Genomic DNA, 23,224 nt, shown 5'->3' on the forward strand with positions numbered 1-23,224 from the left:
GGCGATCAGGCCGCCTTCCTGGCACCGGAGCCGGGGCTGCCCCAGACCTCCTCGGCGATCTCGACGATCATGCGCAGCTTCGCCCACTGCTCCTCCTCGGCCAGCGTGTTGCCCTCCTCCGTGGAGGCGAAGCCGCATTGCGGCGACAGGCAGAGCTGGTCGAGGTCGACATATTTGGAGGCCTCGTCGATGCGGCGCTTGATGTCGTCCTTCTTCTCGAGCACGCCGGTCTTGGAGGTCACGAGACCCAGGACGACGGACTTGCCCTTCGGCAGGAAGCGCAGCGGCTCGAAGCCGCCGGCGCGGTCCGTGTCCCATTCCATGAAATAGCCGTCGACCGGCATGCGGTTGAACAGCACCTCGGCCACCGGCTCGTAGCCGCCGGAGGCGATGAAAGTGGAGCGGAAGTTGCCACGGCACAGGTGCATGGTGATGGCCAGATCGTCTGGCTTGTCCTTGAGCGCCTCGCGCACCATGCCGGCATAGATCTCCGGCTGCTTCTCGGGATCGTCCCCGCGCTGGCGCAGCATCTCGCGCTGGTCCGGATCGCACAGATAGGCAAACGAGATGTCGTCGAGCTGAAGATAGCGGCAGCCTGCATCGTAGAAGGCATGCACGGCCTTGTTGTAGGCTTTGCCCACGTCGGCATAGAAGTCGTCCATGTTCGGATAGACGCCCATGTTCATCATCTTCCGCCCGCCGCGATAGTGCAGCATGCTCGGACCGGGGATCGTCATCTTGGCGACCCGATCCGTGTTGTCCTTCACGAAGCGGAAATGGTCGATCATCGGATGGTGGCCCGAGAAGCCGACCTTGCCGGTCACGCGCAGGGCCTTCGCGATGCCGACGCCGCCCTTGAAGTTCATGCCGGAATCGGCCTCCACCGAGGTGACGCCGTCGAGGTGCTCCAGGAAATCGAAGTGCCAGTAGGCGCGGCGGAACTCGCCGTCGGTGACGGCCTGCAGGCCGATCTCCTCCTGGCGCTTGATGAGGGCGCGGATCTCGCGATCCTCGACCTCCTTCAGGGCCTCGTCGGAGAGCTGTCCCTCATGATGCTTGTGACGGGCTTCCTTGAGCGCTGCCGTGCGCAGAAGGCTGCCGACCATGTCGGCGCGGAAAGGCGGCTTGGTGCGTTGCATGGATCGATCCTCCAGTGTGGTTCAATGGGATGCGGCGCGCATCGGCTTCTTCTTCGCCGTCACGCCGAGATGCTGTTCGAGGGCCGCCGGGTCCTCGATGAGGGCGCGGCTGGAGCTTGCGTGGACGATGGTGCCCCGGTCGAGAATGAGCGCGTTGTCGGTCACACCCAAGATTTTCTGTGCATGCTGCTCCACCACGATGGCCGACATGCCCTCCCCGCGGATGATCCGCGTCAGGGCCGCAAGCAGCTCCTCGATGATGATGGGCGCGAGCCCTTCCGTCGGCTCGTCCAGCAGCAGGAGCTTGGGATTGAGCACCAGCGCGCGGGCCACCGCCAGCATCTGCTGCTCGCCGCCGGAGAGCTGGTTGCCCATGTTGGACCGGCGCTCCCTGAGGCGCGGGAACATGTCGTAGACGCGGTTCACGTTCCACGGCCCCGGGCGGGACACGGCGGTCAGGTTCTCCTCGACGGTGAGCGACTTGAAGATGTTGCGCTCCTGCGGAACCCAGCCGATGCCGGCCAGGGCGCGCCTGTCGGGGCGGGTCTTCGTCAGATCCCGCCCATCGAACATGATCGAGCCGCCGCGGTGCCGGGTCACGCCGATGATGGTGTTGAGGAGCGTGGTCTTGCCCGTGCCGTTGCGGCCGAGAACGGCAAGCGATTCACCGGGCTTGAGGTGCAGGTCGATGTTCGAGATGACGACGGCTTCGCCATACCCGGCCGAGACCTGCTGCAGGGTGAGAAGATCACTCATCGACGCTCTCCCCGAGATAGACGGCCCGGACACGCGGGTCGGTCGAGACCTCCTCGACCGTGCCTTCGGTGAACAGCGCACCGTTGACCAGCACCGAGATCCGGTCGGCAAAGCTGAAGACGAGATCCATGTCGTGCTCGATCAGCAGAACCGACACGTCGCGCGGCAGCGCCGCCACGGTCGCGAGCAGTTCGTGCCGCTCCGCCTCCGGCACGCCGGCGGCGGGCTCGTCGAGCAGCAGCACGCGGGGCCGGCAGGCGAAGGCAACGGCGATCTCCAGGAGACGCTGCTTGCCGTAGGGCAGATTCGAGGTCCGCTCGTCGAGCACATCGGTCAGGCGGAAGCGCTGCGCGATATCGACGATGTCGTCGATGATGTCCCGCTTGCTGCCCGTCACGCGCCACCAGTCGCGCCCGCCGCCGGTGCGCTCGGAGACCGCAAGGCCGATGGTTTCGAGCGGCGTCATGGCGGGAAAGAGCTGGTTGATCTGGAAGGTGCGGGCAAGGCCCCGCTGCACCCGAAGTTCCGGGCGCAGGCCCGTGATGTCCTGGCCTTCCAGGAGGATCTGCCCGGCTGTCGGCTTGATGACGCCGGTGAGCAGATTGATGAAGGTCGTCTTGCCGGCGCCGTTCGGCCCGATCAGGGCATGGCGTGCGCCCTGCTGCAGCTGGAACGACACGTTGTCCGTCGCCTGGAGGCCGCCGAAGCGCTTGACGAGACCTTTCGTTTCGAGAGCGATGGCCATGTCAGATCTCCCGGACAGACGTTTTCGGCAGCGGCTCGGGGCTCTTGGCCGTTCGTCCGGCCACACCTTTCCAGAGGGTCCTCACCCGCTCCGTCAGGCGCTCGCGCCCGGCGAGCACGATGATGACCAGGATCAGGCCGATCCAGAACTGCCAGTATTGCGGCGTCCAGGCCGAGATGACGTCCTGCAGCACCTTGAAGATGATGGCGCCGATGAGCCCGCCATAAAGATACCCGACACCGCCGATCACCAGCACCAGCATCACGTCCGCGGAGCGGTGGAAGGCGAGAACGTCGAGCGATACGAACTGCGTGGTCTGCGCCAGCAGGGCGCCGGCTACGCCCGCATAAGCGGCCGAGAGCGTATAGACGGCCACGAGACGGCGGTTGACCGGGATGCCGACCGCGCGCGCGCGCAGAGGATTGTCGCGGATCGAGCGCAGCGAGAGGCCGTAAGGCGACACAACGATCCGGCGCGCCACGATGAAGAGCAGGAACGTCACCACGAGGCTGTACGCATAGGCCGTGGTGCCGAAGATATCGAACTCGAACAGGCCGACGACCGGCCCCATGGAGACGCCCTGCAGGCCGTCGGCGCCGCCCGTGAGCCAGGAGGCCTGGTTGGCGATTTCGCCGAGAACGAGCGCCACGCCCAGGGTCACCATCAGCTTGGTGAGATCGGAGCCGCGCAGCACAAGAAAGCTGGTCACGAAGCCAAGGATCGCCGCGGCGATCGCCGCGATCAGCAGTCCCAGCAGCGGATCGGCAAACCCATGTTTCGCCAGGATGCCGGCGGCATAGGCCCCGAGCCCGAAGAAGGCCGCGTGGCCCAGCGACACGATGCCGGCATAGCCGAGGATGAGGTCGAGGGAGAGCGCGAAGAGACCGATGATCGCGATCTCGTTGAGGATCAGGTGCCGCTCCGGCAAAAGGAACAGCGTCGCGGCGGCAATGAGCCAGAAGAGGATTTCGCCAATCCCCCATCGCCCTTTCCGGACCAGGCTGGTTCTGACGTGATCGGCGATATTCGTCGACATGGGTTCAGGTCCTGTTGGATCAGCGCGCACGCTCAAAAAGCCCCTGCGGGCGCAGAACGAGCACGACGATCATCAGCGTGTAGATGACGAAGGCGCCGACGCTCGGCACATAGTACTTTCCCGCCACGTCGGCGATGCCGAGCAGGAGCGAGGCCAGGAACGGCCCGGTGATGGTGGTCGTGCCGCCGACCGTGACGACGATCAGGAAGTAGATCATGAACTTGAGCGGGAAGGTCGGATCGAGGCCGAGGATTTCCGCGCCGAGCGCACCGCCCAATCCGGCAAGCCCGGAACCGAACGCGAAGGTCGTGGCGAAGATCAGGCTCACGTTGATGCCGAGGCCACGGGCGACGCGGGGATCGTCCACCGCGGCCCGCAGGCGGCTGCCGAACCGGGTCCTGGTCAGGATCAGCTGCAGGGCGACCACGAGGGCGCCGCAGATCACGATGATGAAGCTGCGATAGAGACCAATCTGAACGCCGAGCACATCGATGCGCCCTTGGAGCCATGTCGGCAGCTGGATCAGCTGCTGCTGCGACCCGAAGCTGTAGTCGACGGCGGCGACCGCCATGAAGACGAGGCCGATGGAGAACAGCACCTGATCCAGGTGGCTGCGGGTGTAGAGCTGCTTGTAGAGGGTTCTCTCGAGCACCAACCCGAGGATCGCCGGGACGATGAAGGCAAGCGGCAGCGTTGCCAGGAAGGGCACGCCGCTCCGGTTCATCAGCACGGCCGTGACATAGCCGCCCGCCATGGCGAAGGCGCCGTGGGCAAGGTTGACGAAGTTCATCAGGCCGAGCGTGACGGCCAAGCCGCAGGCCAGCACGAACAGCAGCATGCCGTAGGCAATGCCATCGAAGAGAATGGTCAGCACCGCGTTCTCCGGAAAAACTCATGAGAAGCGCCGCAGGTGAGTGCGGCGCTTCCGGTTGTATAGCGTGCTCAGTTGGACTTGGCGGCCTTCACCGGGTCCTTGACGTTCGGGATCGTGGCGAACTCCACATTGTAGAGCTCCCCGTCCTTGCGCTCCACCTTGCGCACATAGATGTTCTGCACGATGTCGCGGGTCTGCGGATCGATGGAGACCGGGCCGCGCGGGCTGGTCCAGCTCATGCCCTTCATGGCGTCGATCAGCGCCTGCCCGCCCTGGCCGTTGGTTTTCTTCAGGCCCTCGTAGATCAGGTGCATGCCGTCATAGCCGCCCACGGCCATGAAGTTCGGGCGCATGCCGTTGTTGGCCTTCTTGAACGCCTCCACGAAGGACTTGTTCTCGGGGCTGTCGTGCGCGGCGGAGTAGTGGTGCGTGGTGATCGCGCCGAGCGCCACGTCGCCCATGCCGTTCAGGATGTCGTCATCGGTCACGTCGCCGGGGCCGATCAGCTTGATGCCGCTCTTGTCGAGACCGCGCTCCACGAACTGCTTCATGAACTGCGCGCCGATACCGGACGGCACGAACACGAACAGGGCGTCGGGCTTGGCGTCGGCGACCTTCTGCAGGAAGGGCGAGAAGTCGGGGTTGGCCAGCGGCACCCGCAGGTTCTCTACCTGACCGCCCTTGGCCGTGAACGCACTGGTAAACGCCTTCTCGGCATCGATGCCGGGGCCATAGTCCGACACAAGCGTCACGACCTTCTTGATGTCGTTCTTGGCAGCCCACTCAGCCATGGGCACGGTCGCCTGCGGCAGGGTGAAGCTGGTGCGCACAATGTACGGCGAGGCCTCCGTGATCGTGGCTGTTGCGGCGGCCATGACGACTTGGGGCACTTTGGCCTGCGTGGCGAGCGGCGCCGGAGCCAACGCCAGCGGCGTGAGGCCGAAGCCTGCCATGACGGCGATCTTGTCGTTGACGATCAGCTCTTGGGCCAGGCGCTTGGTGACGTCCGCCACGCCGGTGTCGTCCTTCAGGATCAGCTGGATCTTCTTGCCCGCCACCGTGTCGCCGTGCTGCTGCATGTACAGCTTGGCCGCCGCCTCGATCTGCCGCCCCGTGGAGGCGAACGGCCCCGTCATCGGCAGGATGAGGCCGATCTTCACCGCCTCCTGCGCCAAGGCCGCCCCGCTCAAGGCCAGCGTCACCGCCGCGGCGCCCGCAGCTCCCATAAATGTCCGACGTCGCATGTTCTTCTCCCTCTGTCTTTTTGGCGTATTCGCCTTTGCAGTTCAGGCGCGGATGCGCCTCTTGATGAGCACCGAACCCGGCACGAGATCCATGTCCCTCTGGTTTGTCAGTGCCCGTTCGAGATTGCGATGAGCGATGCGGGCATGCTCGCGCATGATGGCTTCCGCGCGCGCGCCCTCCCGCCGCTCGATGGCTGCGAGGACGCAGTGATGCTGATCCTGCGCCACGCTGAGGATGTAGCTCATTTCCGGCGAACGCGACTGGACGGGCACGAGAGCGCTTGGCGACGCGAAGGGCAGCGCGCTGACCCGCTCAAGCTGCCGGGCCAGGACCTGGCTGTCGGCCATGCCGATCAGGATGTCATGGAAGCGCGCATTGAGCTCGACATAGCGCAGGAGATCGATCTCGGCCGCGCCGCATCGCACGACCTCGTCCATGGCCGTGATGCAATCGGCTGCGTTGCGGAGATCCGTCCGGCTGGCGCCTCGCTCGGCAGCGAGACGCGCCGCGAGCCCCTCGAGCGTGCCCCGGAGCTCGATGGCCTCGAAGACCTCCTTCTCCGAGAAGGTCTTGACGGAGAAGCCGCCGGACGGGATCGCCTCCAGCAACCCCTCCTCCTCCAGCCGCACGAGCGCCATGCGGACCGGGGTCCGGGAAACGCCGAGGCGTTCGACCATCTGGAGCTCCGAGACCCGCTCGCCGGGATTGAGCTCGCCGCGCAGGACGAGTTCGCGCAGGGCAAGCTGCGCCCTCACAGTCTGCGTCACCGCACGGTCGTTGCTTTTCTCCGCGGCCTTGATCATCGTCCCCCTTCCCTTTCCGCGCTCAGGCTAAGCCGCTCATGCCGCCCTGTCAGCCGTGTCGATGGTAATATCCCCACCGGCGACCCTGGACACGCAGGTGCAGAGCTTCCTGTTCTCGGCCTTCTCCTCGTCGCTGAAGAACACGTCCCGGTGATCGACCGTCCCGGTCGTCTCAAGGATGTAGAGGGCGCAGAGACCGCACTCGCCTCGCCGGCAATCGGAAATCATCGCCACTCCGGCGCCTTCCAGGGCTTCGAGCATGGTCTTGTTCTGCGGCACCTCGACTTCCATAGAAAGCCGGGGGATCTTCACCGTGAACGGCTCGGTGGCGAAGCGGCCGCTGTTGCCGAAGGTCTCGAAGCGCAGCTGGTCCACCGGCCGGCCGCTTCTCTGCCAGGCCCGCTTGGCCGCCTCCAGCATCCCGATGGGACCGCAGACATAAAGCTCGCCGCCGGGCGCGAGCCGGGCGATCTCCGCATCCAGATCCACGCGGGCGCCCTCCTCGTCGAGGAACATCTGCAGCCGTTCGCCCACCGGCCCGCGCATCTCGTCGGCGAGCGCCATGTCCTGCCGGCTGCGGCAGGCATAGAGCACGCGGAAATTCGCGCCGGCCTGCGCCAGGGCCAACGCCATGGTGTAGATCGGCGTGACGCCGATGCCGCCGGCGAGCAGGAGATATTCCGGCCGTCCCCGGCTGAGATCGAAGTGGTTGCCGGGAGTCGAGATGCTGAGCTTGGCGCCGGGAGACAGGCTCCACATGTAGAGCGACCCGCCGCGGCTGTCGGGCAGGCGCTTCACGGCGATCCGATAGAGCCCGTCCGTGCAGGGGCCGACCACCGAATAGGAGCGGACATCCGCCCGCTCGCCGATCTGCACTCCCACATTGATGTGGCTCCCCGGGGTCGGCGCCACGAACTCGCCCTCCGGCTCGATCTCGAAGAGCCGGATGTCCGGGGTGAGATCCCGCACCGACCGCAAGGTCCCTTTGCGCCATTCGACCTGCTTGCTCATGGCGAACCTACTCGGCCGCCTCACTCGGCACGGGAGCCGGCTGGCCATGCTCCGCCTCCAGCATCCGGTCGATCAGCTTGCGCGCCCAAAGAGCGCCGGCATCGATGTTGAGGTTGTAGAACGGCAGGCGGGGGTTCCTGTCGATGGCCACCTGCTGGGCTTCGAGCACCACGTGGTCCTGGTCGTACACGCCCTTGCCCTCGTTGACGTGGGCCTTGTTGATGTCCTTCGTGAGTTGCTCGTCGTCCGTGCGGAAGGTTCTCACGAAGTTCCAGAAGTAGTGGCAGCTCCTGTCAGTCTCTGGGGTAATTGCTGCCAGAAAAGCACCATTCACGCCTTGCGAGCGATCGCCTTGCGGCGCACCGGTTCCGGTCACGGCGACACCCACATCGCCGACCACGGTGGAGGGTGCCTGGAAGTAGATGATCTGCCACCGGTCGACATGCTCGCCCGGCCTGTCGAGCTGCTTGGCCCAGAACGGCGGCGGCTCGATATTGGTCATCCACCGGGTCACGGTCGCGGTGCGGTCTGTATGGGTGACGTCGAAGGGCGCGCTGGTGATCGCCTCGTCGCCGATGCTGCCCGCATGGACATAGGTCTCGTGCGTCAGGTCCATGAGGTTGTCGATCACGAGACGGTAGTCGCATTTCAGGCTGTAGAAGGTCCCGCCTTCGCCGACCCACTCGGCGCCGTCGTTCCAATGGAAGTCGGGGATTTTGCTTGGATCCGCAAGCGCAGGATCGCCGGGCCAGACCCAGACGAGGCGATGGCGCTCAGACACCGGATAGGCGCGCACGCAGGCGGACGGATTGATCGTCTTTTGCGCAGGCATATAGGTGCAGCGGCCGGCGGCGTTGAAGACCAGACCGTGATAGCCGCAGACCACTTCGTCGCCCTTGAGGTGGCCCATGGAGAGCGGCAGCAGCCGGTGCCAGCACGCATCCTCGAGCGCGGTCACCTCGCCGTCCGAGCGGCGATAGAGCACCATGTCCTTGTTGCAGATCGTCCGAGCCGCGAGCTCATGCTTGATCTCATGGCTCCAGGCCGCGGCATACCAGGCATTCAGCGGAAATGGGCGTGCTTCCGTCATGGTCTTCCTCCACGGATGCAGAATGTATACAGATGAAGCGTCATGACAACTATACGAAGGGCTATTGTGGCCAAATTCCGTTGCTGCACAGCAGCAATGGCCTCGCCGCCCAAACGTTATGTATACATAAGCAAGAAGCGCCGCACATCTGCGCGGCGCTTCTGGTGTCATGTCGTGCTCAGTTAGACTTGGCGGCCTTCACCGGGTCCTTGACGTTCGGGATCGTGGCGAACTCCACATTGTAGAGCTCCCCGTCCTTGCGCTCCACCTTGCGCACATAGATGTTCTGCACGATGTCGCGGGTCTGCGGGTCGATCGACACCGGACCGCGTGGGCTGGTCCAGCTCATGCCCTTCATGGCATCGATCAGCGCCTGCCCGCCCTGGCCGTTGGTCTTCTTCAAACCTTCGTAGATCAGGTGCATGCCGTCATAGCCGCCCACGGCCATGAAGTTCGGGCGCATGCCGTTGCTGGCCTTCTTGAACGCCTCCACGAAGGACTTGTTCTTAGGGCTATCATGCGCGGCAGAATAGTGGTGGCTCGTAGTGGCACCCACCGCTACGTCCCCGATAGTATTGAGGAGATCGTCGTCCGTCACACTCCCTTCGGCCAGAAGGCGAATGCCGCTCTTGTCGAGACCGCGCTCCACGAACTGCTTCATGAACTGTGCGCCCACACCGGAAGGCACGAACGCGAGAAGTGCATCGGGCTTGGCATCGGCGACCTTCTGCAGGAAGGGCGAGAAATCGGGGTTCGCGAGCGGAACCCGCAGGTTCTCGACCCGGCCACCTGCCTTGGTAAAGACCTCGGTGAACGCCTTCTCCACGTCGATGCCGGGACCGTAGTCGGAGACCAGCGTCACGGCCTTCTTGATGCCGTTCTTGGCAGCCCAGTCGGCAAGGGGGACCGTCGCCTGCGCGGCTGTGAAACTGGTGCGCACCACGAAGGGCGACGCTTCCGTGATCGTCGAGGTTGCGGCTGCCATCACCACCATAGGCACCTTGGCCTGCGTGGCGAGCGGCGCGGTGGCGAGCGCCAGCGGCGTGAGGCCGAAGCCGGCAAGCACGTCCGCTTTTTCGTTGACGATCAGCTCCTGGGCCAGACGCTTGGTCACGTCGGCCACGCCCGTGTCGTCCTTCACGATCAGCTCGATCTTCTTGCCCGCCACCGTATCGCCGTGCTGCTGCATGTACAACTTCGCGGCCGCCTCGATCTGCCGCCCCGTGGAGGCGAACGGCCCCGTCATCGGCAGGATGAGGCCGATCTTCACCGCCTCCTGCGCCAAGGCTGCCCCGCTCAGGGCCAGCGTCACCGCCGCGGCGCCCGCAGCTCCCAGGAATGTCCGACGTCGCATGTTACTTTTCCTCCCAAGGCTCCGCTCAGTTCGTGCCGAGCAGTATCTCGATTAAGACGCCAGCAAACGGCTCCTGAAACAAATTAGTTTTTCGGCGCCATTGCTTAGAGAAATTCATATATGAGGCCCTGCAGCCTCAAGGGGTCATAGGGTCGATCCGGTGTGCCTGGAAGCGTGAGGCCAGGGCCGTAATCTCGATGGACTCGACGAGACCCGCACGGGCGAACGGATCGTTCTCCGCAAAAGCCTGAGCGGCCTCCCGCGTGGGCGCCTCCAGAATCCCGAAATTTCCGATGGGCGTCTCGACATCGTCCGCCGTCAGGGCGCTGCCGATCAGCACTCTCGCGAGTCCGCCTCCGCCTGTGGCGACGTGCTGGCGGTGGGCATCCCGGTGCTGCTCGCGCAGTTCCGCCATACCGGGCTTGTGGCGGCAGATCATGAGCCAATGCATGGGATCACGCTGCCACGGCCGGCGAGGCCGTTGCCGCATTCTCCATGACGATCATGCCGGCCCCCGTCATGGAAGCGGGCACGAAGTAATGCTTGTGCCGCACCACCACGTCGCGATCCATGGCACCGCGCATCACGAGCCACATCATCAGCTCCGCTCCCTCGCTGCCGAACATCTCCACATACTGCTCGCGGGACATGCCCGCGAGCTTGTCGGGGTCGGTGGCGATGTCATTGAGGAAAGCTCGATCCGCCTCCGGGTTCACGAAACCTGCACGAGCGCCCTGAAGCTGGTGGGACAGACCGCCCGTGCCGAGGACCACGAAGCGCTCGTCGGTCGGGTAGCTCTCAATGGCCTGCCGCAGAACGCGGCCCATCTCGTAGCAGCGGCTCGGAAGCGGGATAGGATACTGGATCACATTGACGAAGATCGGCACGACCTGCACCGGCCACTCGGCGGGACGACCCCAGAACAGCTCCATCGGAACCTGAATGCCGTGGTCCACCTCGATCTCCTGGCAGATCATCGGATCGAACCGATTCTCGATCAGGGTGTCGATGAAATGCCAGGAGAAATCGACCGCTCCCTTGAAGGACGGAATGGCGCGCGGGCCCCAGCCTTCGTCGACCGGGCGGTATTCCTCGGCGCAGCCCACCGCGAAGGTCGGCACCTTGTCGAGGAAGAAGGAGTTGCCATGATCGTTGAAGATCACGACCGCCACGTCGGGCTTGTGCTCCTTCACCCAATCCTGTCCCGGGATGTAGCCGTCGAAGAACGGCTTCCAGTCCGGCGTGTCGCGCAGCCCCTTGTCGATCGCTGCGCCGATCGAGGGAACGTGGGATGTTCCCAATCCGCCAATGAGCTTTGCCATTATACTTTCTTACCTAAACGGTTGCGCAGGAAATCGTCATGCTCCATGCCCGCCTGATGGGCGCCGATCTCGGTGATACGGACCGGGTCGACGGCAGAGATCTTGAGGATGAAGAAGAGATTGCCGCCAAGGCGCACCATTTCGCGCCAGTTGCGTGTCATGACGGCCTCTTTCTCTTCCGGCGTCAGGCCGAAGCGATCGAGATAGGCACTCTCGTCCTGCTTGAAGGCCTCGCGGTTCTCAGGCCTGCTCAAGCCCATGGCCATCTTGTTGATGCGATAGCCGCCCAATGAGCGCTTGCGGTCGAACAGCGGCGTATCGGGAATGCGATCCTGCCCTGGCTTCTCTTCCATGATATCAGCTCCCCATCGCTGCGGCGCCATGTGCGCTCGCATGCCTGCTCTCGAAGCCCATCCAGCGCAGCAGGGCGCTTGACACCTGCTCGGGCTGCTCGAGCAGGGTCATGTGACCGCTGTCCTCGATCACCACGAGTTCCGCGTTCGGGATCCGGGCGGCCATTTCCTCGTGCTGCGCGAGCGGGCTCCATCGATCCTGGCGTCCGACCATCACCAGGGTTGGGCAGGTGATGTCAGCCAGACGAGGAACCAGGTTCGGGCGGTTGAGAAGCGCCCGGATCTGCCGCTGGTGCTGCTCGGGCGTCGCCCGCATCACCATTTCCTTGAGAGGAGCAAGAAGCGCCACGTCTCCCATCCGATCCACATGGACCATGGGCGGGAGCCAGCGGTCGGCAAGAGCTCCCATGCCCTCGGTGAAGGCTAGGTCTACCAGCACCTGCCGCTTGGCCTCCTCGCCGTCTTTACGGGAGTCGATGCCGGTGTCGATCAGAGCCAGCTTCCGAATGCGCTCAGGCGCCAGATGCGCCATCTCCATGGCGACCCGGGCGCCCATGGAATGCCCGATGGCGATGATCGGCCCCTCCACCATCCCCAGCGCAGAACGGGCCATGGCCTCAAGGGAGTCGTGCTGAGAGAAATCAGCCACGAGAACATGTGCATGGGGGCGCAGCGCTTCGATCTGCGCCGTCCAGACGCTCGCATCGCACAAGAGTCCCGGCAGGAGAAGGATGGTCGGGTGTTCGTTTGCAGCGGTCATGGTTGCGCTCCTCGGGCGATGACTGGATGAACCGTGCTCAACGGCTTCTCCCTACTGCTTCGGAATGCCTGCCTTCTCGATCACCGCCCGCCACTTTTCGATGTCTGACTGAAGCCGCTCCGTCAGCTCAGCGGGCGTCTCGCTGCGTGCCTCGATGCCGAGATCCAGCAGCCGCGCCTTGATCTCCGGCATGGCGAGGATCTCCTTGAGGGCAGCATTCAGCTTCTGGACGATGGGCTCCGGAGTGCCCTTCGGCGCGAAGAGGGCATTCCAGGACGTGACATCGAAGCCCGAGATGCCCGCTTCCTGAACGGTCGGCACATCAGGCAACGCGGGCGAGCGGCGAGGTCCCGACGTGGCAAGCGCCCGCACCTGCTGGCCTTCCAGCGCCGATTTCAACGCGGCTTGGGAGTCGATCAGGAGATGCGTATCGTTCCGGATCAGCGATACGAGCGCATCCGGCGTGTTGCGGAACGGGACGTGCCGGAAGTCGACCCCTGCCTCGCCCTTGAACAGGACGGACGTGAGATGCTGAGTGCTGCCGACAGCGATGGTCGCGACGTTCAGGTCCCCCGGCTTGTCTTTGGCGGCCTGGAGCAGGTCCTTGAACGACTTGTACTCGGAATTCGCATTCACCACGAAGAGAAAGTCGAAGGTGCCAAGGGTGGAAATCGGTACGAAATCCTTCAACGGATCGAAGGGCAGGTTGGCGAAAAGCGGCACGCTTACGGCCGTTCCGTTCGTGAGCATCGTCAGGGTATGCCCGTCGGGTGCGCTCGACAGGGCCGAGCGCGCTGCCGTGATGCCGCCGGCTCCAGGCATGTTCTCGACGATGAAACGCTGACCCATCTTTTCGCTGAGCTTCTCCGCGACGATCCGGATGGTGACATCTGCCACGCCGCCGGCACCGAAGGGCACGATGATCTTGACCGGACGCGTCGGATAATCCGCCTGCGCCGATGCGGGCCCGGATAAGGTCAGTCCCGCGGCCATCGCCAGCCCCAGCAGCATGGATCGTCTGGTGGTCGTCGCGAACATGCTCGTATTCCCTCCCTGCTCTTGATTGTGTGTTGTCATTGCCCGAAGCGGAACAGGCGCGTCGGGTTGTCGACGAGAAGCATCTGCCGCATGGCGGGATCCGGCGCGTAGAGCGGCACGAGATCCACAAGGTCGCCATCGTCAGGCATGACGGGCACGTTCGGATGAGGCCAGTCAGTGCCCCAGAGAACGCGATCCGGCGCAGTCTCGATCAGGGTGCGACCGAAGGGGGCCACGTCATGGAACGGTGGGCCTGTGCGCGAGATGCGCTCCGGGCAGGAGACTTTCACCCAGCACTTCTCATCATCCCGCAGGAGATCGAGCAGGGCCTTGAACCCTGGCTGATCGAGCCCCTGGCTCGCATCGGCGACGCCCATGTGGTCGAGCACGTAGGGCACCGGCAGGCTCATCAGCCGGGGCCGGAACTCGGGGATAAGCGTCGCCGGCAGGTACAGGTCCACATGCCAGCCCAGACCCGCAATGCGCTCGACTATGCGGTCGAAGGCGCTCATGTCCGGCACCTTGCCCAGACGCGGCAGGAAGGTGAACCGGCACCCCTCGATTCCGGCCTCGGCCAGATCCCTCAACTGCCGGTCGTCGAACGTCTCATCCACATTGGCGATACCTTTGTACCGCCCATCGCTCTGCGCGATCGCGGCGGTGACGACACGATTGTCGCGCCCGTGAGGCGTGGCGTTGACGATCACCGCCCGCTCGACGCCGAGACGGTCATGTAAGGCGCGGAACATCTCCAGCGGCGCATCCGGCGGGGTGTAAGGACGCTCGGCTACATAGGGATAGAGGCGGTCGGGCCCGAAGATATGGCAATGCGTATCGCAGCTTCCAGGCGGAAGCTTGAACGAAGGGACCCGCGGATCGGGATGCGGCGGCGGGATCGTAGGCACTGACGTCATTCGGCGGATCAGCCTCGCATGGATCGAAATCGAATTTTGCGATTCAAGAAATGCAACAGAGCCGGAATGAAGCAAATGGTTTGTTTTTGCCCATTGATGAATATACTTCATATATGCTGGCAGACATCAGATCACGGATCCTCCATGCGCATCGACTTCCTGGGCCTCCATGCCTTCGTAGCCATCGCCGAACGCGGCAGCTTTCAGCTGGCGGCAGCGCATCTCAACCTGTCGCAGACGGCGCTGAGCCACAGGATCCGCAAGCTGGAAGAAGATCTTGGGGTGAAGCTCCTGTCTAGGACGACCCGTGAGGTGTCGCTGACCCAGGCTGGTCTCAATCTGCTGCCGAAGGTGAAGGCCACCATCGAAAGCCTGTCGGTTTCACTGGAAGATCTTCGCCATGAGGGGCGCAGCCGACAGGAGACGCTGTCCATCGGCTGCCTGCCCACTATCGCATCCGGCCGACTGCCCTCGGCTCTGCGGCGGTTTCAGGAGCGTCACCCGGACGTGGTGCTGCGGATCTACGACAATTCCGCGACAGAGATCAGCAACCTGGTTCAGGATGGCACGATCGCGTTTGGCATCACCCTGGTCGCCGCCCACAGGTGGGATTTCGACATCGAGATGCTGATCAAGGATCCCTTCACCCTAGTTTGCCCGGAAGGCCATCCCTTGGCAACGCAACCGGCCGTGAGCTGGTCCGACCTGACGGAGGAACCTTTGATCCGGATTAGCCCGCAGACGGGCAACCGCATGATCATCGACGACGCCCTGGGAAGCCGGCGGGAGGGGCTGACCTGGCGCTTCGAGGTCCAGCACATCCAGACGGCTGTCGCCCTGGTCAAGTCCGGCGTTGCCCTGACCGTCATTCCCAACCTCGCCTTCGACTCTGTCGATGAGCGCGGTCTCAAGCTCGTGCCCCTGCGAAACCCGAGCATCACCCGGCAGCTCGGGATCGTTTCACGTCGGGGAGCGCCCCTCTCCCCGCTGGCCGACGAGCTCCGCAAGATCATCGTGGAGGTCTTCACAGGTGAAAAGCACGTTGCTCACAAACGCGCGCCCAAACGTTCTGCGCTGAATGTGAAAAAAATTCATCAAAAGCCATAAACAAAACATTTGCTGCATAGAGACCCCTGATGCACCCTCCCGGGACCTTTCACCAGATCAGGGAGAAGGACCATTCAGCCGCGCATCCCATGCATGATTCTTAGGGGGGGCACCTCCAAAGGTGCCTACTTCCTGGCTGACGACCTTCCGGAAGAGCCGGCGCTTCGCGATGCGCTGCTTCTGTCCATCATGGGTTCGCCCGATCCGCGACAGATCGATGGCATCGGCGGCGCTCACCCGCTGACGAGCAAGATCGCCGTCGTATCCAAATCCAAGCGCCCCGATTGCGACATCGACTTCCTGTTCGGACAGGTCGGCATCGACAAGGCGAAGGTGGATGTGACTCCCAATTGCGGCAATATCCTCGCCGGCGTTGCACCCTTCGCCATCGAACGTGGCCTCGTGAAGGCCATTGATCCGGTCACCCGGGTCAGGGTGCATACGGTCAATACAGGCACGATCGCGGAGGTGACCGTACAGACCCGCAATGGCCACGTGATCTATGGCGGCGATGCCCGCATCGACGGCGTGCCGGGCACGGCGTCGCCTATCGCGGTCGAGTTCCTGGATGCTGCGGGCTCGGTCTGCGGCTCGCTTCTGCCCACCGGCAACGCGGTGGACCGCGTCGCAGGCATCGACGTCACCCTGATCGACAACGGCATGCCGGTCGTCGTGCTCGAAGCCTCCGCTGTGGGGCGAACCGGGTACGAGCCGCGCGACGTACTCGAGAAGGATACGGAACTGAAGGTACGCCTGGAGGAAATCCGCCTCGAGGCCGGCAAGCTCATGGGTCTCGGTGACGTCTCGTCGAAGGTTGTGCCGAAGATGGCGTTGGTGGCACCACCTGTTGCGGGCGGGCATGTCTGCACGCGAAGCTTCATTCCACACGAATGCCATACCTCGATCGGCGTCTTCGCCGCCGTGACCGTTGCAACCGCCTGCGTGCTGCCGGGCTCTCCTGCCTCGCGGGTTGCGCAGATCCCGCCGGGTCGGCAGAAGACGCTCTCGGTCGAGCATCCCACGGGCGAATTCAGCGTGGTGATCGAGGTCGGTGGAACCGAGGGAAACCCGGTCGTCGAGAAGGCCGGCCTCCTGCGCACCGCCCGCCTCCTCTTCGAAGGCCATGCCTTCGCCCATGAGGCTATCGCGCACTCTGCCGAAGCCGGACGTGATGCCGCGTAGATTGTTTGAACACTTCCTCTTGAGGACAATATGACTGCTGGAAAGACTGGACTTGTAGTCACCGCCCATCCAGGCGATTTCGTGTGGCGTGCAGGCGGCGCCATCGCCCTCCATGCGAAGAAGGGCTATCGCATGAAGATCGTCTGCCTCTCGTTCGGTGAACGCGGCGAGAGCCAGTGGGCTTGGAAGAAGGGCGATGTCTCGCTTGCCGAAGTGAAGGCGCAGCGCCGCGAGGAGGCCCAGCGCGCCGCCGAGGTGCTGGGCGCCGAGATCGAATTCTTCGATGCGGGCGACTACCCGCTCCACACCACGCCTGAAATGTTGGACCGTCTGGTCGACATCTACCGGGAGCTCAAGCCCTCCTTCGTGCTGACCCATTCCCTGGAAGACCCCTACAACGTCGACCATCCGGAAGCGACGCGCTTCGCGCAGGAGGCCCGCATCATCGCGCAGGCGGCCGGACACAAGCCGAACCCGGACCTGACCTACAACGCCCCGCCGGTATTCCTGTTCGAGCCGCATCAGCCCGAGCAATGCAACTACAAGCCCAACGTCATCCTCAACATCGACGACGTGTGGGAGATTAAGCGCAAGGCCTTCGAGATCCTGGCGGCGCAGAAGCACCTGTGGGAGTACTACACCCGCGTGGCCCTGAACCGGGGCATGCAGGGCGGCCGTAACTCCGGGCGGGCCATGACCTATGGCGAAGCCTACCAGCGCATCTTCCCCCAGATCGTCGAGGAACTCGCATGAAGCCCGTTGTCGTCACCAACACGCCGCGCATCGATCAAGGGATCGTCGACCGGCTCGCGGAACTTGGCGTTGCGACGGCCCACGAGGCCATGGGACGCTCCGGGCTCATGAAACCCTACATGCGGCCGATCTGGGCGGGCGCCCAAGTGGCCGGGAGCGCCGTGACGGTGCTGGCGCAGCCCGGCGACAACTGGATGATCCATGTGGCCGTCGAGCAATGCAAGCCCGGCGACATCCTCGTGGTCGGTGTGACCACCGACAACACCGACGGTATGTTCGGCGATCTATTGGCGACATCCCTCAAGGCTCGGGGTGTGGTCGGCCTCGTGATCGATGCCGGCGTGCGCGACGTGAGGACCCTGGCCGATATGGGCTTTCCCGTATGGTCGCGCGCGATTTCCGCGAAAGGGACCGTGAAGGCGACGCTGGGCTCAGTCAATGTTCCCGTCGTCTGCGCAGGCGCCCTGGTGAAGCCAGGCGACGTGGTCGTTGCCGATGACGACGGCGTTCTGGTTGTGCCGCGCCGGGAGGCGGAAGCGGTCGCGGTTGCAGGCGATGCGCGAGTCGCCAACGAGGGCTCGAAGCGCGAGCAGCTTGCCTCCGGCATCCTCGGTCTCGACCTGTACAAGATGCGCGAGCCGCTGGAAAAGGCAGGCCTCGTCTATGTCGAATACAAGGATGAGGCATAAGGGCCGAGCCCCTCATGTGTCGCAGGATGGTGGGAACGCATGACCCTTGAGATCGCCTTCATCGGCTACGGCGAAGTCGGCCAGCTCTTCGCGCGGCAGCTTGCCGCAAAGCCCGGCGTGCGGGTGACCGTCTATGACATCGTCTTCGACGATCCTAATCGAGGGCCCGCTCTGCGGCAGCGTGCTCTGGAAGACAAGGTTTATGCCGCCGCCAGCACAGCCGAGGCCTGTAAGGCAGCGGAAACCGTCATCTCTGCCGTCACGGCGGACTCCGCCGTCACCGCCGCCCGGCAGGCTGCGCCGCATCTTCAGCCTCAACAGACCTATATCGATCTGAATTCGGTCTCACCCGCAACGAAGCGGGAGGTCGCCGACCAGGTCCGACAGGGAGGCTCGAGCTTTATCGAGTTCGCCGTCATGGCGCCGGTGGGCGGCGTCGGGATCGAAGTCCCCATTTTGAGCGGTGGCAGGACCGCTGAGGCGGTTTCAGCCCGGCTCAACGAACTCGGCATGAAGATCACACCCGTCAGCCCCGAGATCGGAACCGCTTCTGCCACGAAGCTGTGCCGCAGCATCGTCATCAAAGGCCTGGAAGCTCTCATGGTGGACTTTACGCTGGCGTCCGAGAAGGCCGGCGTCATGCCGGCCGTGCTGGCAAGCCTGAACGCGTCCTATCCCGGGATGGATTGGGAGAGTGTCGCGAAGATCATGGTGTCGCGCGTGCAACAGCACGGCACTCGCCGTGCTGCGGAGATGCGCGAAGCAAGCCGTATGATCGCCGAGATGGGTCTGGATGGATCATTGGCCAACGCTATCGCCGAAAGGCACGAAAGTTTCGCAAAACCCAAATCAGGCCCCGAAGCCGATTGAGCTCACCAAAGCCTTCGAAAGCCATTTTTCTGCATCAGCAGTTGTGTCGCCCCCGACTGGACGTGCTTAGACCTCTGCATCCATCGACGTATGGCGTGTCGCCCAAAGCGCTGCCTGTGTCCGGTTGCAGGCGCCCACCTTTTTCAAGATCGCCTTGACGTGCACTTTCACGGTCGACTCAGACAGGTTGAGCTCGCGTGCTATGACCTTGTTCGGCGCCCCCTCTCTCAAGTATCCCAGGATCTGCGCCTCTCGCGCCGAGAGCTTTCGACCTGAAATCTCATAGTCCTCACGTCCTCCCGGGAAGCTCTCCAATGCAGAGGCAGCACGCCTTGCGCTCGGTTCAGCCATGGACAGGACGAGGGCCGACGGCAGAACTGTCTCGCCGAGCATTACAAGCTCGAGAGACCCGACCAATATCTCACTTCGACTGTTGGAGAGGCAGAAGCCGTGCGCTCCAGCCTTCCAGGCCGCAGATACCATGTTGGCATCGAATACTTCCGCCAGCATCACGATCTTTGCACTGGAGAAGCGTTCCTTTATTCGATTGATGACGCCGACAGCTGCGTCGCTGCTGGCTCCACCGTCGACGATGAACAGGGCATGCTCCCAATCTTGGGATTGGGGCAATGTCGATATGTCGTCGATGGCCTCGCGCCAGACGTTGAATCTTCCGCCCGCGAGAACCGCTTCCAAACCAATCCGCAATAGCGGGTTGCTGCAGATCGAGAACACCGTTGTACGGCTCTCTTCCAGGTGAGGAATTCGCCGGTCTTCCATCAAGCTGTGTATGGACATGAATCAACCCGCAATTCTTATGAGTAAAGGTATGCTCATCAATCAGGATCTGGCCTCTAGCGGACGACGTAGACAATTCTGCGCGAAGCCGCGTCTACGATGACCCGCTGGTCGTTTACGACCGCGTAGCGATACGTTTCATGGCGAGGAATCAGGTGGAGTTCGACATCTTCAGATAACGTCTCTCCAACAATCGCGCCTCGGCTGAAATGAGAGGCCAGATTGGTCCCCGGCGCGGCTTCCCCTCCGAACGAGGCGTCGGAGACGATGTTATGCGCGGCAACCAGAAAAGCGTACTGCTGGTTCGCCGACATGGGCCGTTCAGCCTGGTGGGTTGCATTCGGCGCCGTGGTGGGCATTGCAACGGTGCCCACGGAGAACACGGCTAAAGCCAGATGATACGCGGCTCGCATGACTACCCTCTATCACTAGCGTGCTAAGAGAGAGAACGGATCGGCCGCAGCGTTTATTCCGAGCCCTTGAGAAAACGAGCATACCTCTTCCGGGGTAAGCGGCGGCTCAGCGTGCAGATTGGGCCAGCGCTTCGGCTTCCGCCTCTCCGGCCAAGGGAGGCCCAGCGCCAAGATTGCCGAGATAGGAGTCCACGAGGTCACCGCCCGAGCTTGGCGTGTACTCCGCGTCACTCACTGGAGCTGCCGCTGCGAAGGTTACGTCCCATTCATCAGCTCGGCAGGCAACGGCATCGGTTGCGCTCGAACCGGAGTGAAGCCTGAACTCTCGGCATAGAGATTGATCGGCTAGGCGATAGGTCGAAATCACCCTGAGCCGCCCAAACGGGAGCTCCACCTCGCTGCCAGATCCCAGCCGGCCCAGCTCCTGGCGAACGAGAGGATCTTCCAGCTGGGCTAAACGACCCGCTTCCGGCTGTGACTGCTGCCCTATGAAATAGCCGGCAGCAACCGCAACGGCCGCCACGGAGGCAGCCAGGGCCATCTTCATGGGGTATGCTCGGCTTCTCCATTCACTCCGTATACTCTGTGTCTGCACCGGCTCCTGTCTCTCGCCTGCTCGGCTCACGGCTTCATAGGCCTCGATCTGCGCTGCAACGGCTGCGCGCAACTCGCTCGGCACGTCCGGAGCGAGATTACTGGCAAAAACTGAACGCGTCAGGCGGCGGCTCTGCTGAAACTCGACGATCTTCCTTGCAACCGTTGGATTCTGTGCCATGGCTCCGGCGACAGCTGCGGCAACAGGCTCGTCCAGCTCTCCGTCCGCAAAGGCCATCAGAACTTCATCGGTGAGATGCAGCTCCGACATCTTGCTACTCCACTCTCGTCTCTTACCCACTCAGGCGGCCGCCGTCATTTCGACCAGCCGCTTTCTGGCTCGAGCCAGACGGCTCATGACGGTCCCGACGGGAACGTGCAGAACCTCCGCAGCCTCCCGGTATGTGAGATCTTCCCCACAAACCAGAGCAAGCACCTCGCGCTGTTCCTGCGGCAGGCTATCGATAGCCCGCTGGACCTCCGCCAGAGCGATCTTGCTCATGATCGGCTCCTCGCCCGGGTCGCCGATCAGGTGGGTCTGCGTCTCCACGTCTTCCATCATGCCTTCGGCTCTCATTCGTCTCAGATGATCGATCCAGTGGTTGCGAAGAATTCGAAACATCCATGCATCAAACCGGGTGCCCGGCGTCCAGCTGTCCGCTTTCGCGAGTGCGCGTTCGCAGGCCCCTTGGACAAGATCATCCGCAAGGGGTTGCGAGCGGCAGAGCACCAGCGCAAACCGTCGGAGCCTCGGAAGAAGCGCCACAAGTTCCTGTCCTATGGCTGTTGCCATTCGTGCTCCGCGTGACCTGATAGAACCATAACGGGGAAGCTAGTCGTTTTATTCCAACCTCAAGGGCAGACCTCTTGGCGGAGTTGATGAGCAGGGCGCAATTCTAGGCAAACAAATGAAAAGGGCGGCCTATTGGCCGCCCCATACGCAACGCAAGAACAGGGATCGTTAGCGGATGACCTGCACGATCTTGCGGCTACCCGGCTCGACAAGAACGGGGGTGTTATTCACGACCGTATAGCGGTAGCCCTTCACCTTATACTCGGCCGGGACTTCGTAGAGAGTCACGCCGGACTCGGGCAGGGTCGCCCCGACCCGTACCTCTTCCTTATAGGTATAGGACGGCACGCTCTGCGTGGTCACATACTGGCGGAATTCCGGCTGCTGCTGGTCGGCGATGCCGCCCACGATGGCGCCCGTGACGCCGCCCACTGCCGCACCCACAGGACCGCCCACGATGGCGCCGCCGACGGCGCCCGTGGCTGCACCCGCGGCGGCACCGCCGGACTGAGCAAAGGCAGCGGCAGGGGCGAGAGCCGCGAGAACGACGCTGGTGAGAAGGATCTTCTTCGACATGATCTGTCTCCTGAATAGAACATCGGGATTAACACCCGGCAACCGACAACGCACTATTCACGAAGTAGTTTCCAGCTGAAGACTTACGGAACCGAGCTTTCGGCGGCGAATTTCGAGATGAATACAGGATGAACAAAACATATCGCTAAAATTCATCGGTGGCGCAAGCACAACGAAGGAGACACCTGCATGCTTACTTGCAGCTGGCGCCGCTTACATGAACTCCAGGGGACCGCACATCCTCAAGAGAGGGCTCCGCTTGTTCGGTATCCATGCGGATTGCTCGACCAACCGGCGACTTCGGATTGTTTTGAAACAAATGGGCTCCTTGGCCGTTATCCAATGTTCTGTGGACCTTCAAGAGTTCATTGCGGGAATATAAGCCCTTCCACGGCATCGGCGAGCTGGGATCATGACATTGAGACAGCCTTCTCTGCTGATACTGGCATCCTGTGTTGCCATCGCCTGTCCGGCCAACATCCAGTTCGAGATCGGCCAAGGCATGGGATTCGCTCTCACAGAAGCTCCGGCCGCAGCCAAGCCTGGCAATGACGGCGGGAACGGGAACAGCGGCAACGGCGGTGGGAACGGGGCCGGAAGAGGAGACGGCGGGTCTCCGGGCAACTCAGGCAACAGCGGCAATGCAGGTGGCCGAGGGAATAGTGGCAACTCAGGAGACCAAGGCAGCAGTGGCAGCGCCGGTGATCGCGGCAACAGCGGAAACGCCGGGGGCCACGGCGGATCGGGCAACAGCGGCAGCGCAAATGGCAGTGCCGGTGGCGCAGGAAATTCCTCGGGAAATAACTCCGGCAACGGCAACGGCAACGGCAACGGCAACGGCAACGGCAACGGCAACGGCAACGGCAACGGCAACGGCAACGGCAGGGGTGCCGAAAATGGGGGATCCGGTCAAGGCGGATCTTCAGGCGCAAACGGCTCCTCGAATGCTGGAGGAGCGTCAGGCAGAGGCAATTCATCGGCACAAGGCGATGCCCCCGGGAACAGCCGC

At 63.3% G+C, this 23,224-nt stretch carries 26 protein-coding genes; 5 read left to right on the plus strand and 21 right to left on the minus strand.

Translation table 11 applies throughout. The annotated features are described in order from the left end of the window. Window positions 1–5 precede the first annotated feature (5 nt). The 16 genes from JAO75_RS00245 to JAO75_RS00320 all read right to left on the minus strand — a co-directional run bounded on the left by JAO75_RS00245 (window position 6) and on the right by JAO75_RS00320 (window position 14,440). Window positions 6–1,139, minus strand: coding sequence for a 5-methyltetrahydropteroyltriglutamate--homocysteine S-methyltransferase (locus tag JAO75_RS00245; RefSeq protein ID WP_199045616.1), 1,134 nt, complete (start codon window positions 1,137–1,139; stop codon window positions 6–8). 21 nt (window positions 1,140–1,160) lie between these two features. Beyond that, window positions 1,161–1,895: an ABC transporter ATP-binding protein gene (locus tag JAO75_RS00250; RefSeq protein ID WP_199045618.1), complete on the minus strand. Its 735-nt coding sequence runs from the start codon at window positions 1,893–1,895 to the stop codon at window positions 1,161–1,163. Next, window positions 1,888–2,640 carry an ABC transporter ATP-binding protein gene (locus JAO75_RS00255; RefSeq protein ID WP_199045620.1) on the minus strand — a complete coding sequence of 251 codons (753 nt, stop codon included), beginning with the start codon at window positions 2,638–2,640 and terminating at the stop codon, window positions 1,888–1,890. Before JAO75_RS00255 ends, JAO75_RS00250 begins: the two co-directional genes overlap by 8 nt. 1 nt (window position 2,641) lies before the next feature. Then, a complete protein-coding gene (locus JAO75_RS00260; protein WP_199045623.1) occupies window positions 2,642–3,676 on the minus strand; it encodes a branched-chain amino acid ABC transporter permease in 1,035 nt (344 codons plus the stop codon). Between the two features lie 19 nt (window positions 3,677–3,695). After that, on the minus strand, window positions 3,696–4,550 hold the full coding sequence (locus JAO75_RS00265) for an ABC transporter permease subunit (RefSeq protein WP_199045625.1): 855 nt from the start codon (window positions 4,548–4,550) through the stop codon (window positions 3,696–3,698). Window positions 4,551–4,618: 68 nt separating this feature from the next. Continuing rightward, window positions 4,619–5,794 (minus strand): ABC transporter substrate-binding protein, encoded by a 1,176-nt coding sequence (locus JAO75_RS00270; RefSeq protein ID WP_199045627.1) that lies wholly within the window; start codon window positions 5,792–5,794, stop codon window positions 4,619–4,621. Window positions 5,795–5,836: 42 nt separating this feature from the next. Continuing rightward, window positions 5,837–6,598 (minus strand): GntR family transcriptional regulator, encoded by a 762-nt coding sequence (locus JAO75_RS00275; protein WP_199045629.1) that lies wholly within the window; start codon window positions 6,596–6,598, stop codon window positions 5,837–5,839. A gap of 36 nt (window positions 6,599–6,634) precedes the next feature. After that, window positions 6,635–7,609 carry a PDR/VanB family oxidoreductase gene (locus JAO75_RS00280; protein ID WP_199045631.1) on the minus strand — a complete coding sequence of 325 codons (975 nt, stop codon included), beginning with the start codon at window positions 7,607–7,609 and terminating at the stop codon, window positions 6,635–6,637. A 7-nt stretch (window positions 7,610–7,616) separates the two neighbouring features. After that, window positions 7,617–8,699 carry an aromatic ring-hydroxylating dioxygenase subunit alpha gene (locus JAO75_RS00285; protein ID WP_199045633.1) on the minus strand — a complete coding sequence of 361 codons (1,083 nt, stop codon included), beginning with the start codon at window positions 8,697–8,699 and terminating at the stop codon, window positions 7,617–7,619. 178 nt (window positions 8,700–8,877) lie between these two features. Continuing rightward, window positions 8,878–10,053: an ABC transporter substrate-binding protein gene (locus JAO75_RS00290; RefSeq protein ID WP_199045635.1), complete on the minus strand. Its 1,176-nt coding sequence runs from the start codon at window positions 10,051–10,053 to the stop codon at window positions 8,878–8,880. 136 nt (window positions 10,054–10,189) lie between these two features. Continuing rightward, entirely contained in the window at window positions 10,190–10,504 is a 315-nt protein-coding gene (locus JAO75_RS00295) for a YciI family protein (protein ID WP_199045637.1), read from the minus strand. A 4-nt stretch (window positions 10,505–10,508) separates the two neighbouring features. Then, on the minus strand, window positions 10,509–11,375 hold the full coding sequence (locus tag JAO75_RS00300) for a class III extradiol dioxygenase family protein (protein WP_199045639.1): 867 nt from the start codon (window positions 11,373–11,375) through the stop codon (window positions 10,509–10,511). Then, window positions 11,375–11,728: an extradiol ring-cleavage dioxygenase gene (locus JAO75_RS00305; protein WP_036359039.1), complete on the minus strand. Its 354-nt coding sequence runs from the start codon at window positions 11,726–11,728 to the stop codon at window positions 11,375–11,377. Before JAO75_RS00305 ends, JAO75_RS00300 begins: the two co-directional genes overlap by 1 nt. Window positions 11,729–11,732: 4 nt before the next feature. Continuing rightward, window positions 11,733–12,488 carry an alpha/beta fold hydrolase gene (locus tag JAO75_RS00310; RefSeq protein ID WP_199045641.1) on the minus strand — a complete coding sequence of 252 codons (756 nt, stop codon included), beginning with the start codon at window positions 12,486–12,488 and terminating at the stop codon, window positions 11,733–11,735. 51 nt (window positions 12,489–12,539) lie between these two features. Beyond that, window positions 12,540–13,526 carry a Bug family tripartite tricarboxylate transporter substrate binding protein gene (locus tag JAO75_RS00315; protein ID WP_199045643.1) on the minus strand — a complete coding sequence of 329 codons (987 nt, stop codon included), beginning with the start codon at window positions 13,524–13,526 and terminating at the stop codon, window positions 12,540–12,542. Between the two features lie 35 nt (window positions 13,527–13,561). Further along, on the minus strand, window positions 13,562–14,440 hold the full coding sequence (locus JAO75_RS00320) for an amidohydrolase family protein (RefSeq protein WP_199045645.1): 879 nt from the start codon (window positions 14,438–14,440) through the stop codon (window positions 13,562–13,564). A 144-nt stretch (window positions 14,441–14,584) separates the two neighbouring features. On the opposite strand from JAO75_RS00320, the gene JAO75_RS00325 reads away from it, so the two are divergent. From JAO75_RS00325 to JAO75_RS00345, 5 genes are all read left to right on the plus strand, one after another. Next, window positions 14,585–15,547: a LysR family transcriptional regulator gene (locus JAO75_RS00325; protein ID WP_210340123.1), complete on the plus strand. Its 963-nt coding sequence runs from the start codon at window positions 14,585–14,587 to the stop codon at window positions 15,545–15,547. A gap of 93 nt (window positions 15,548–15,640) precedes the next feature. Then, on the plus strand, window positions 15,641–16,729 hold the full coding sequence (locus tag JAO75_RS00330) for a 4-oxalomesaconate tautomerase (protein WP_199045649.1): 1,089 nt from the start codon (window positions 15,641–15,643) through the stop codon (window positions 16,727–16,729). A gap of 30 nt (window positions 16,730–16,759) precedes the next feature. Continuing rightward, window positions 16,760–17,482: a PIG-L deacetylase family protein gene (locus tag JAO75_RS00335; protein WP_199045651.1), complete on the plus strand. Its 723-nt coding sequence runs from the start codon at window positions 16,760–16,762 to the stop codon at window positions 17,480–17,482. Next, entirely contained in the window at window positions 17,479–18,171 is a 693-nt protein-coding gene (locus JAO75_RS00340) for a 4-carboxy-4-hydroxy-2-oxoadipate aldolase/oxaloacetate decarboxylase (protein ID WP_199045653.1), read from the plus strand. Before JAO75_RS00335 ends, JAO75_RS00340 begins: the two co-directional genes overlap by 4 nt. A 39-nt stretch (window positions 18,172–18,210) precedes the next feature. Then, complete coding sequence (locus JAO75_RS00345) at window positions 18,211–19,041, plus strand: NAD(P)-dependent oxidoreductase (RefSeq protein WP_199045655.1); 831 nt, start codon at window positions 18,211–18,213, stop codon at window positions 19,039–19,041. A 66-nt stretch (window positions 19,042–19,107) separates the two neighbouring features. Here JAO75_RS00345 and JAO75_RS00350 read toward each other — a convergent pair whose 3' ends face one another. The 5 genes from JAO75_RS00350 to JAO75_RS00370 form a co-directional block, all read right to left on the minus strand. After that, window positions 19,108–19,839 (minus strand): LuxR C-terminal-related transcriptional regulator, encoded by a 732-nt coding sequence (locus JAO75_RS00350; protein WP_199045657.1) that lies wholly within the window; start codon window positions 19,837–19,839, stop codon window positions 19,108–19,110. Between the two features lie 56 nt (window positions 19,840–19,895). Then, window positions 19,896–20,252 carry a DUF1236 domain-containing protein gene (locus JAO75_RS00355; protein ID WP_199045659.1) on the minus strand — a complete coding sequence of 119 codons (357 nt, stop codon included), beginning with the start codon at window positions 20,250–20,252 and terminating at the stop codon, window positions 19,896–19,898. A 106-nt stretch (window positions 20,253–20,358) separates the two neighbouring features. After that, window positions 20,359–21,117 carry an anti-sigma factor gene (locus JAO75_RS00360; protein ID WP_199045661.1) on the minus strand — a complete coding sequence of 253 codons (759 nt, stop codon included), beginning with the start codon at window positions 21,115–21,117 and terminating at the stop codon, window positions 20,359–20,361. Between the two features lie 30 nt (window positions 21,118–21,147). Then, complete coding sequence (locus JAO75_RS00365; RefSeq protein ID WP_199045663.1) at window positions 21,148–21,639, minus strand: RNA polymerase sigma factor; 492 nt, start codon at window positions 21,637–21,639, stop codon at window positions 21,148–21,150. A gap of 168 nt (window positions 21,640–21,807) precedes the next feature. Then, entirely contained in the window at window positions 21,808–22,215 is a 408-nt protein-coding gene (locus JAO75_RS00370) for a DUF1236 domain-containing protein (RefSeq protein ID WP_199045665.1), read from the minus strand. Window positions 22,216–23,224: the final 1,009 nt, after the last annotated feature.

The organism is Microvirga splendida (assembly GCF_016427565.1).
GTDB classification, from domain to species: Bacteria; Pseudomonadota; Alphaproteobacteria; order Rhizobiales; family Beijerinckiaceae; genus Microvirga; species Microvirga splendida.

Excerpts from the sequence above, each read along its gene's own strand:
- JAO75_RS00245 (WP_199045616.1), bottom strand. The coding sequence starts at position 1,139 with ATGCAACGCACCAAGCCGCCTTTCCGCGCCGACATGGTCGGCAGCCTT.
- JAO75_RS00250 (WP_199045618.1), bottom strand. The coding sequence starts at position 1,895 with ATGAGTGATCTTCTCACCCTGCAGCAGGTCTCGGCCGGGTATGGCGAA.
- JAO75_RS00255 (WP_199045620.1), bottom strand. The coding sequence starts at position 2,640 with ATGGCCATCGCTCTCGAAACGAAAGGTCTCGTCAAGCGCTTCGGCGGC.
- JAO75_RS00260 (WP_199045623.1), bottom strand. The coding sequence starts at position 3,676 with ATGTCGACGAATATCGCCGATCACGTCAGAACCAGCCTGGTCCGGAAA.
- JAO75_RS00270 (WP_199045627.1), bottom strand. The coding sequence starts at position 5,794 with ATGCGACGTCGGACATTTATGGGAGCTGCGGGCGCCGCGGCGGTGACG.
- JAO75_RS00275 (WP_199045629.1), bottom strand. The coding sequence starts at position 6,598 with ATGATCAAGGCCGCGGAGAAAAGCAACGACCGTGCGGTGACGCAGACT.
- JAO75_RS00280 (WP_199045631.1), bottom strand. The coding sequence starts at position 7,609 with ATGAGCAAGCAGGTCGAATGGCGCAAAGGGACCTTGCGGTCGGTGCGG.
- JAO75_RS00285 (WP_199045633.1), bottom strand. The coding sequence starts at position 8,699 with ATGACGGAAGCACGCCCATTTCCGCTGAATGCCTGGTATGCCGCGGCC.
- JAO75_RS00290 (WP_199045635.1), bottom strand. The coding sequence starts at position 10,053 with ATGCGACGTCGGACATTCCTGGGAGCTGCGGGCGCCGCGGCGGTGACG.
- JAO75_RS00295 (WP_199045637.1), bottom strand. The coding sequence starts at position 10,504 with ATGCATTGGCTCATGATCTGCCGCCACAAGCCCGGTATGGCGGAACTG.
- JAO75_RS00300 (WP_199045639.1), bottom strand. The coding sequence starts at position 11,375 with ATGGCAAAGCTCATTGGCGGATTGGGAACATCCCACGTTCCCTCGATC.
- JAO75_RS00305 (WP_036359039.1), bottom strand. The coding sequence starts at position 11,728 with ATGGAAGAGAAGCCAGGGCAGGATCGCATTCCCGATACGCCGCTGTTC.
- JAO75_RS00310 (WP_199045641.1), bottom strand. The coding sequence starts at position 12,488 with ATGACCGCTGCAAACGAACACCCGACCATCCTTCTCCTGCCGGGACTC.
- JAO75_RS00315 (WP_199045643.1), bottom strand. The coding sequence starts at position 13,526 with ATGTTCGCGACGACCACCAGACGATCCATGCTGCTGGGGCTGGCGATG.
- JAO75_RS00320 (WP_199045645.1), bottom strand. The coding sequence starts at position 14,440 with ATGACGTCAGTGCCTACGATCCCGCCGCCGCATCCCGATCCGCGGGTC.
- JAO75_RS00325 (WP_210340123.1), top strand. The coding sequence starts at position 14,585 with ATGCGCATCGACTTCCTGGGCCTCCATGCCTTCGTAGCCATCGCCGAA.
- JAO75_RS00330 (WP_199045649.1), top strand. The coding sequence starts at position 15,641 with ATGATTCTTAGGGGGGGCACCTCCAAAGGTGCCTACTTCCTGGCTGAC.
- JAO75_RS00335 (WP_199045651.1), top strand. The coding sequence starts at position 16,760 with ATGACTGCTGGAAAGACTGGACTTGTAGTCACCGCCCATCCAGGCGAT.
- JAO75_RS00340 (WP_199045653.1), top strand. The coding sequence starts at position 17,479 with ATGAAGCCCGTTGTCGTCACCAACACGCCGCGCATCGATCAAGGGATC.
- JAO75_RS00345 (WP_199045655.1), top strand. The coding sequence starts at position 18,211 with ATGACCCTTGAGATCGCCTTCATCGGCTACGGCGAAGTCGGCCAGCTC.
- JAO75_RS00350 (WP_199045657.1), bottom strand. The coding sequence starts at position 19,839 with ATGTCCATACACAGCTTGATGGAAGACCGGCGAATTCCTCACCTGGAA.
- JAO75_RS00355 (WP_199045659.1), bottom strand. The coding sequence starts at position 20,252 with ATGCGAGCCGCGTATCATCTGGCTTTAGCCGTGTTCTCCGTGGGCACC.
- JAO75_RS00360 (WP_199045661.1), bottom strand. The coding sequence starts at position 21,117 with ATGTCGGAGCTGCATCTCACCGATGAAGTTCTGATGGCCTTTGCGGAC.
- JAO75_RS00365 (WP_199045663.1), bottom strand. The coding sequence starts at position 21,639 with ATGGCAACAGCCATAGGACAGGAACTTGTGGCGCTTCTTCCGAGGCTC.
- JAO75_RS00370 (WP_199045665.1), bottom strand. The coding sequence starts at position 22,215 with ATGTCGAAGAAGATCCTTCTCACCAGCGTCGTTCTCGCGGCTCTCGCC.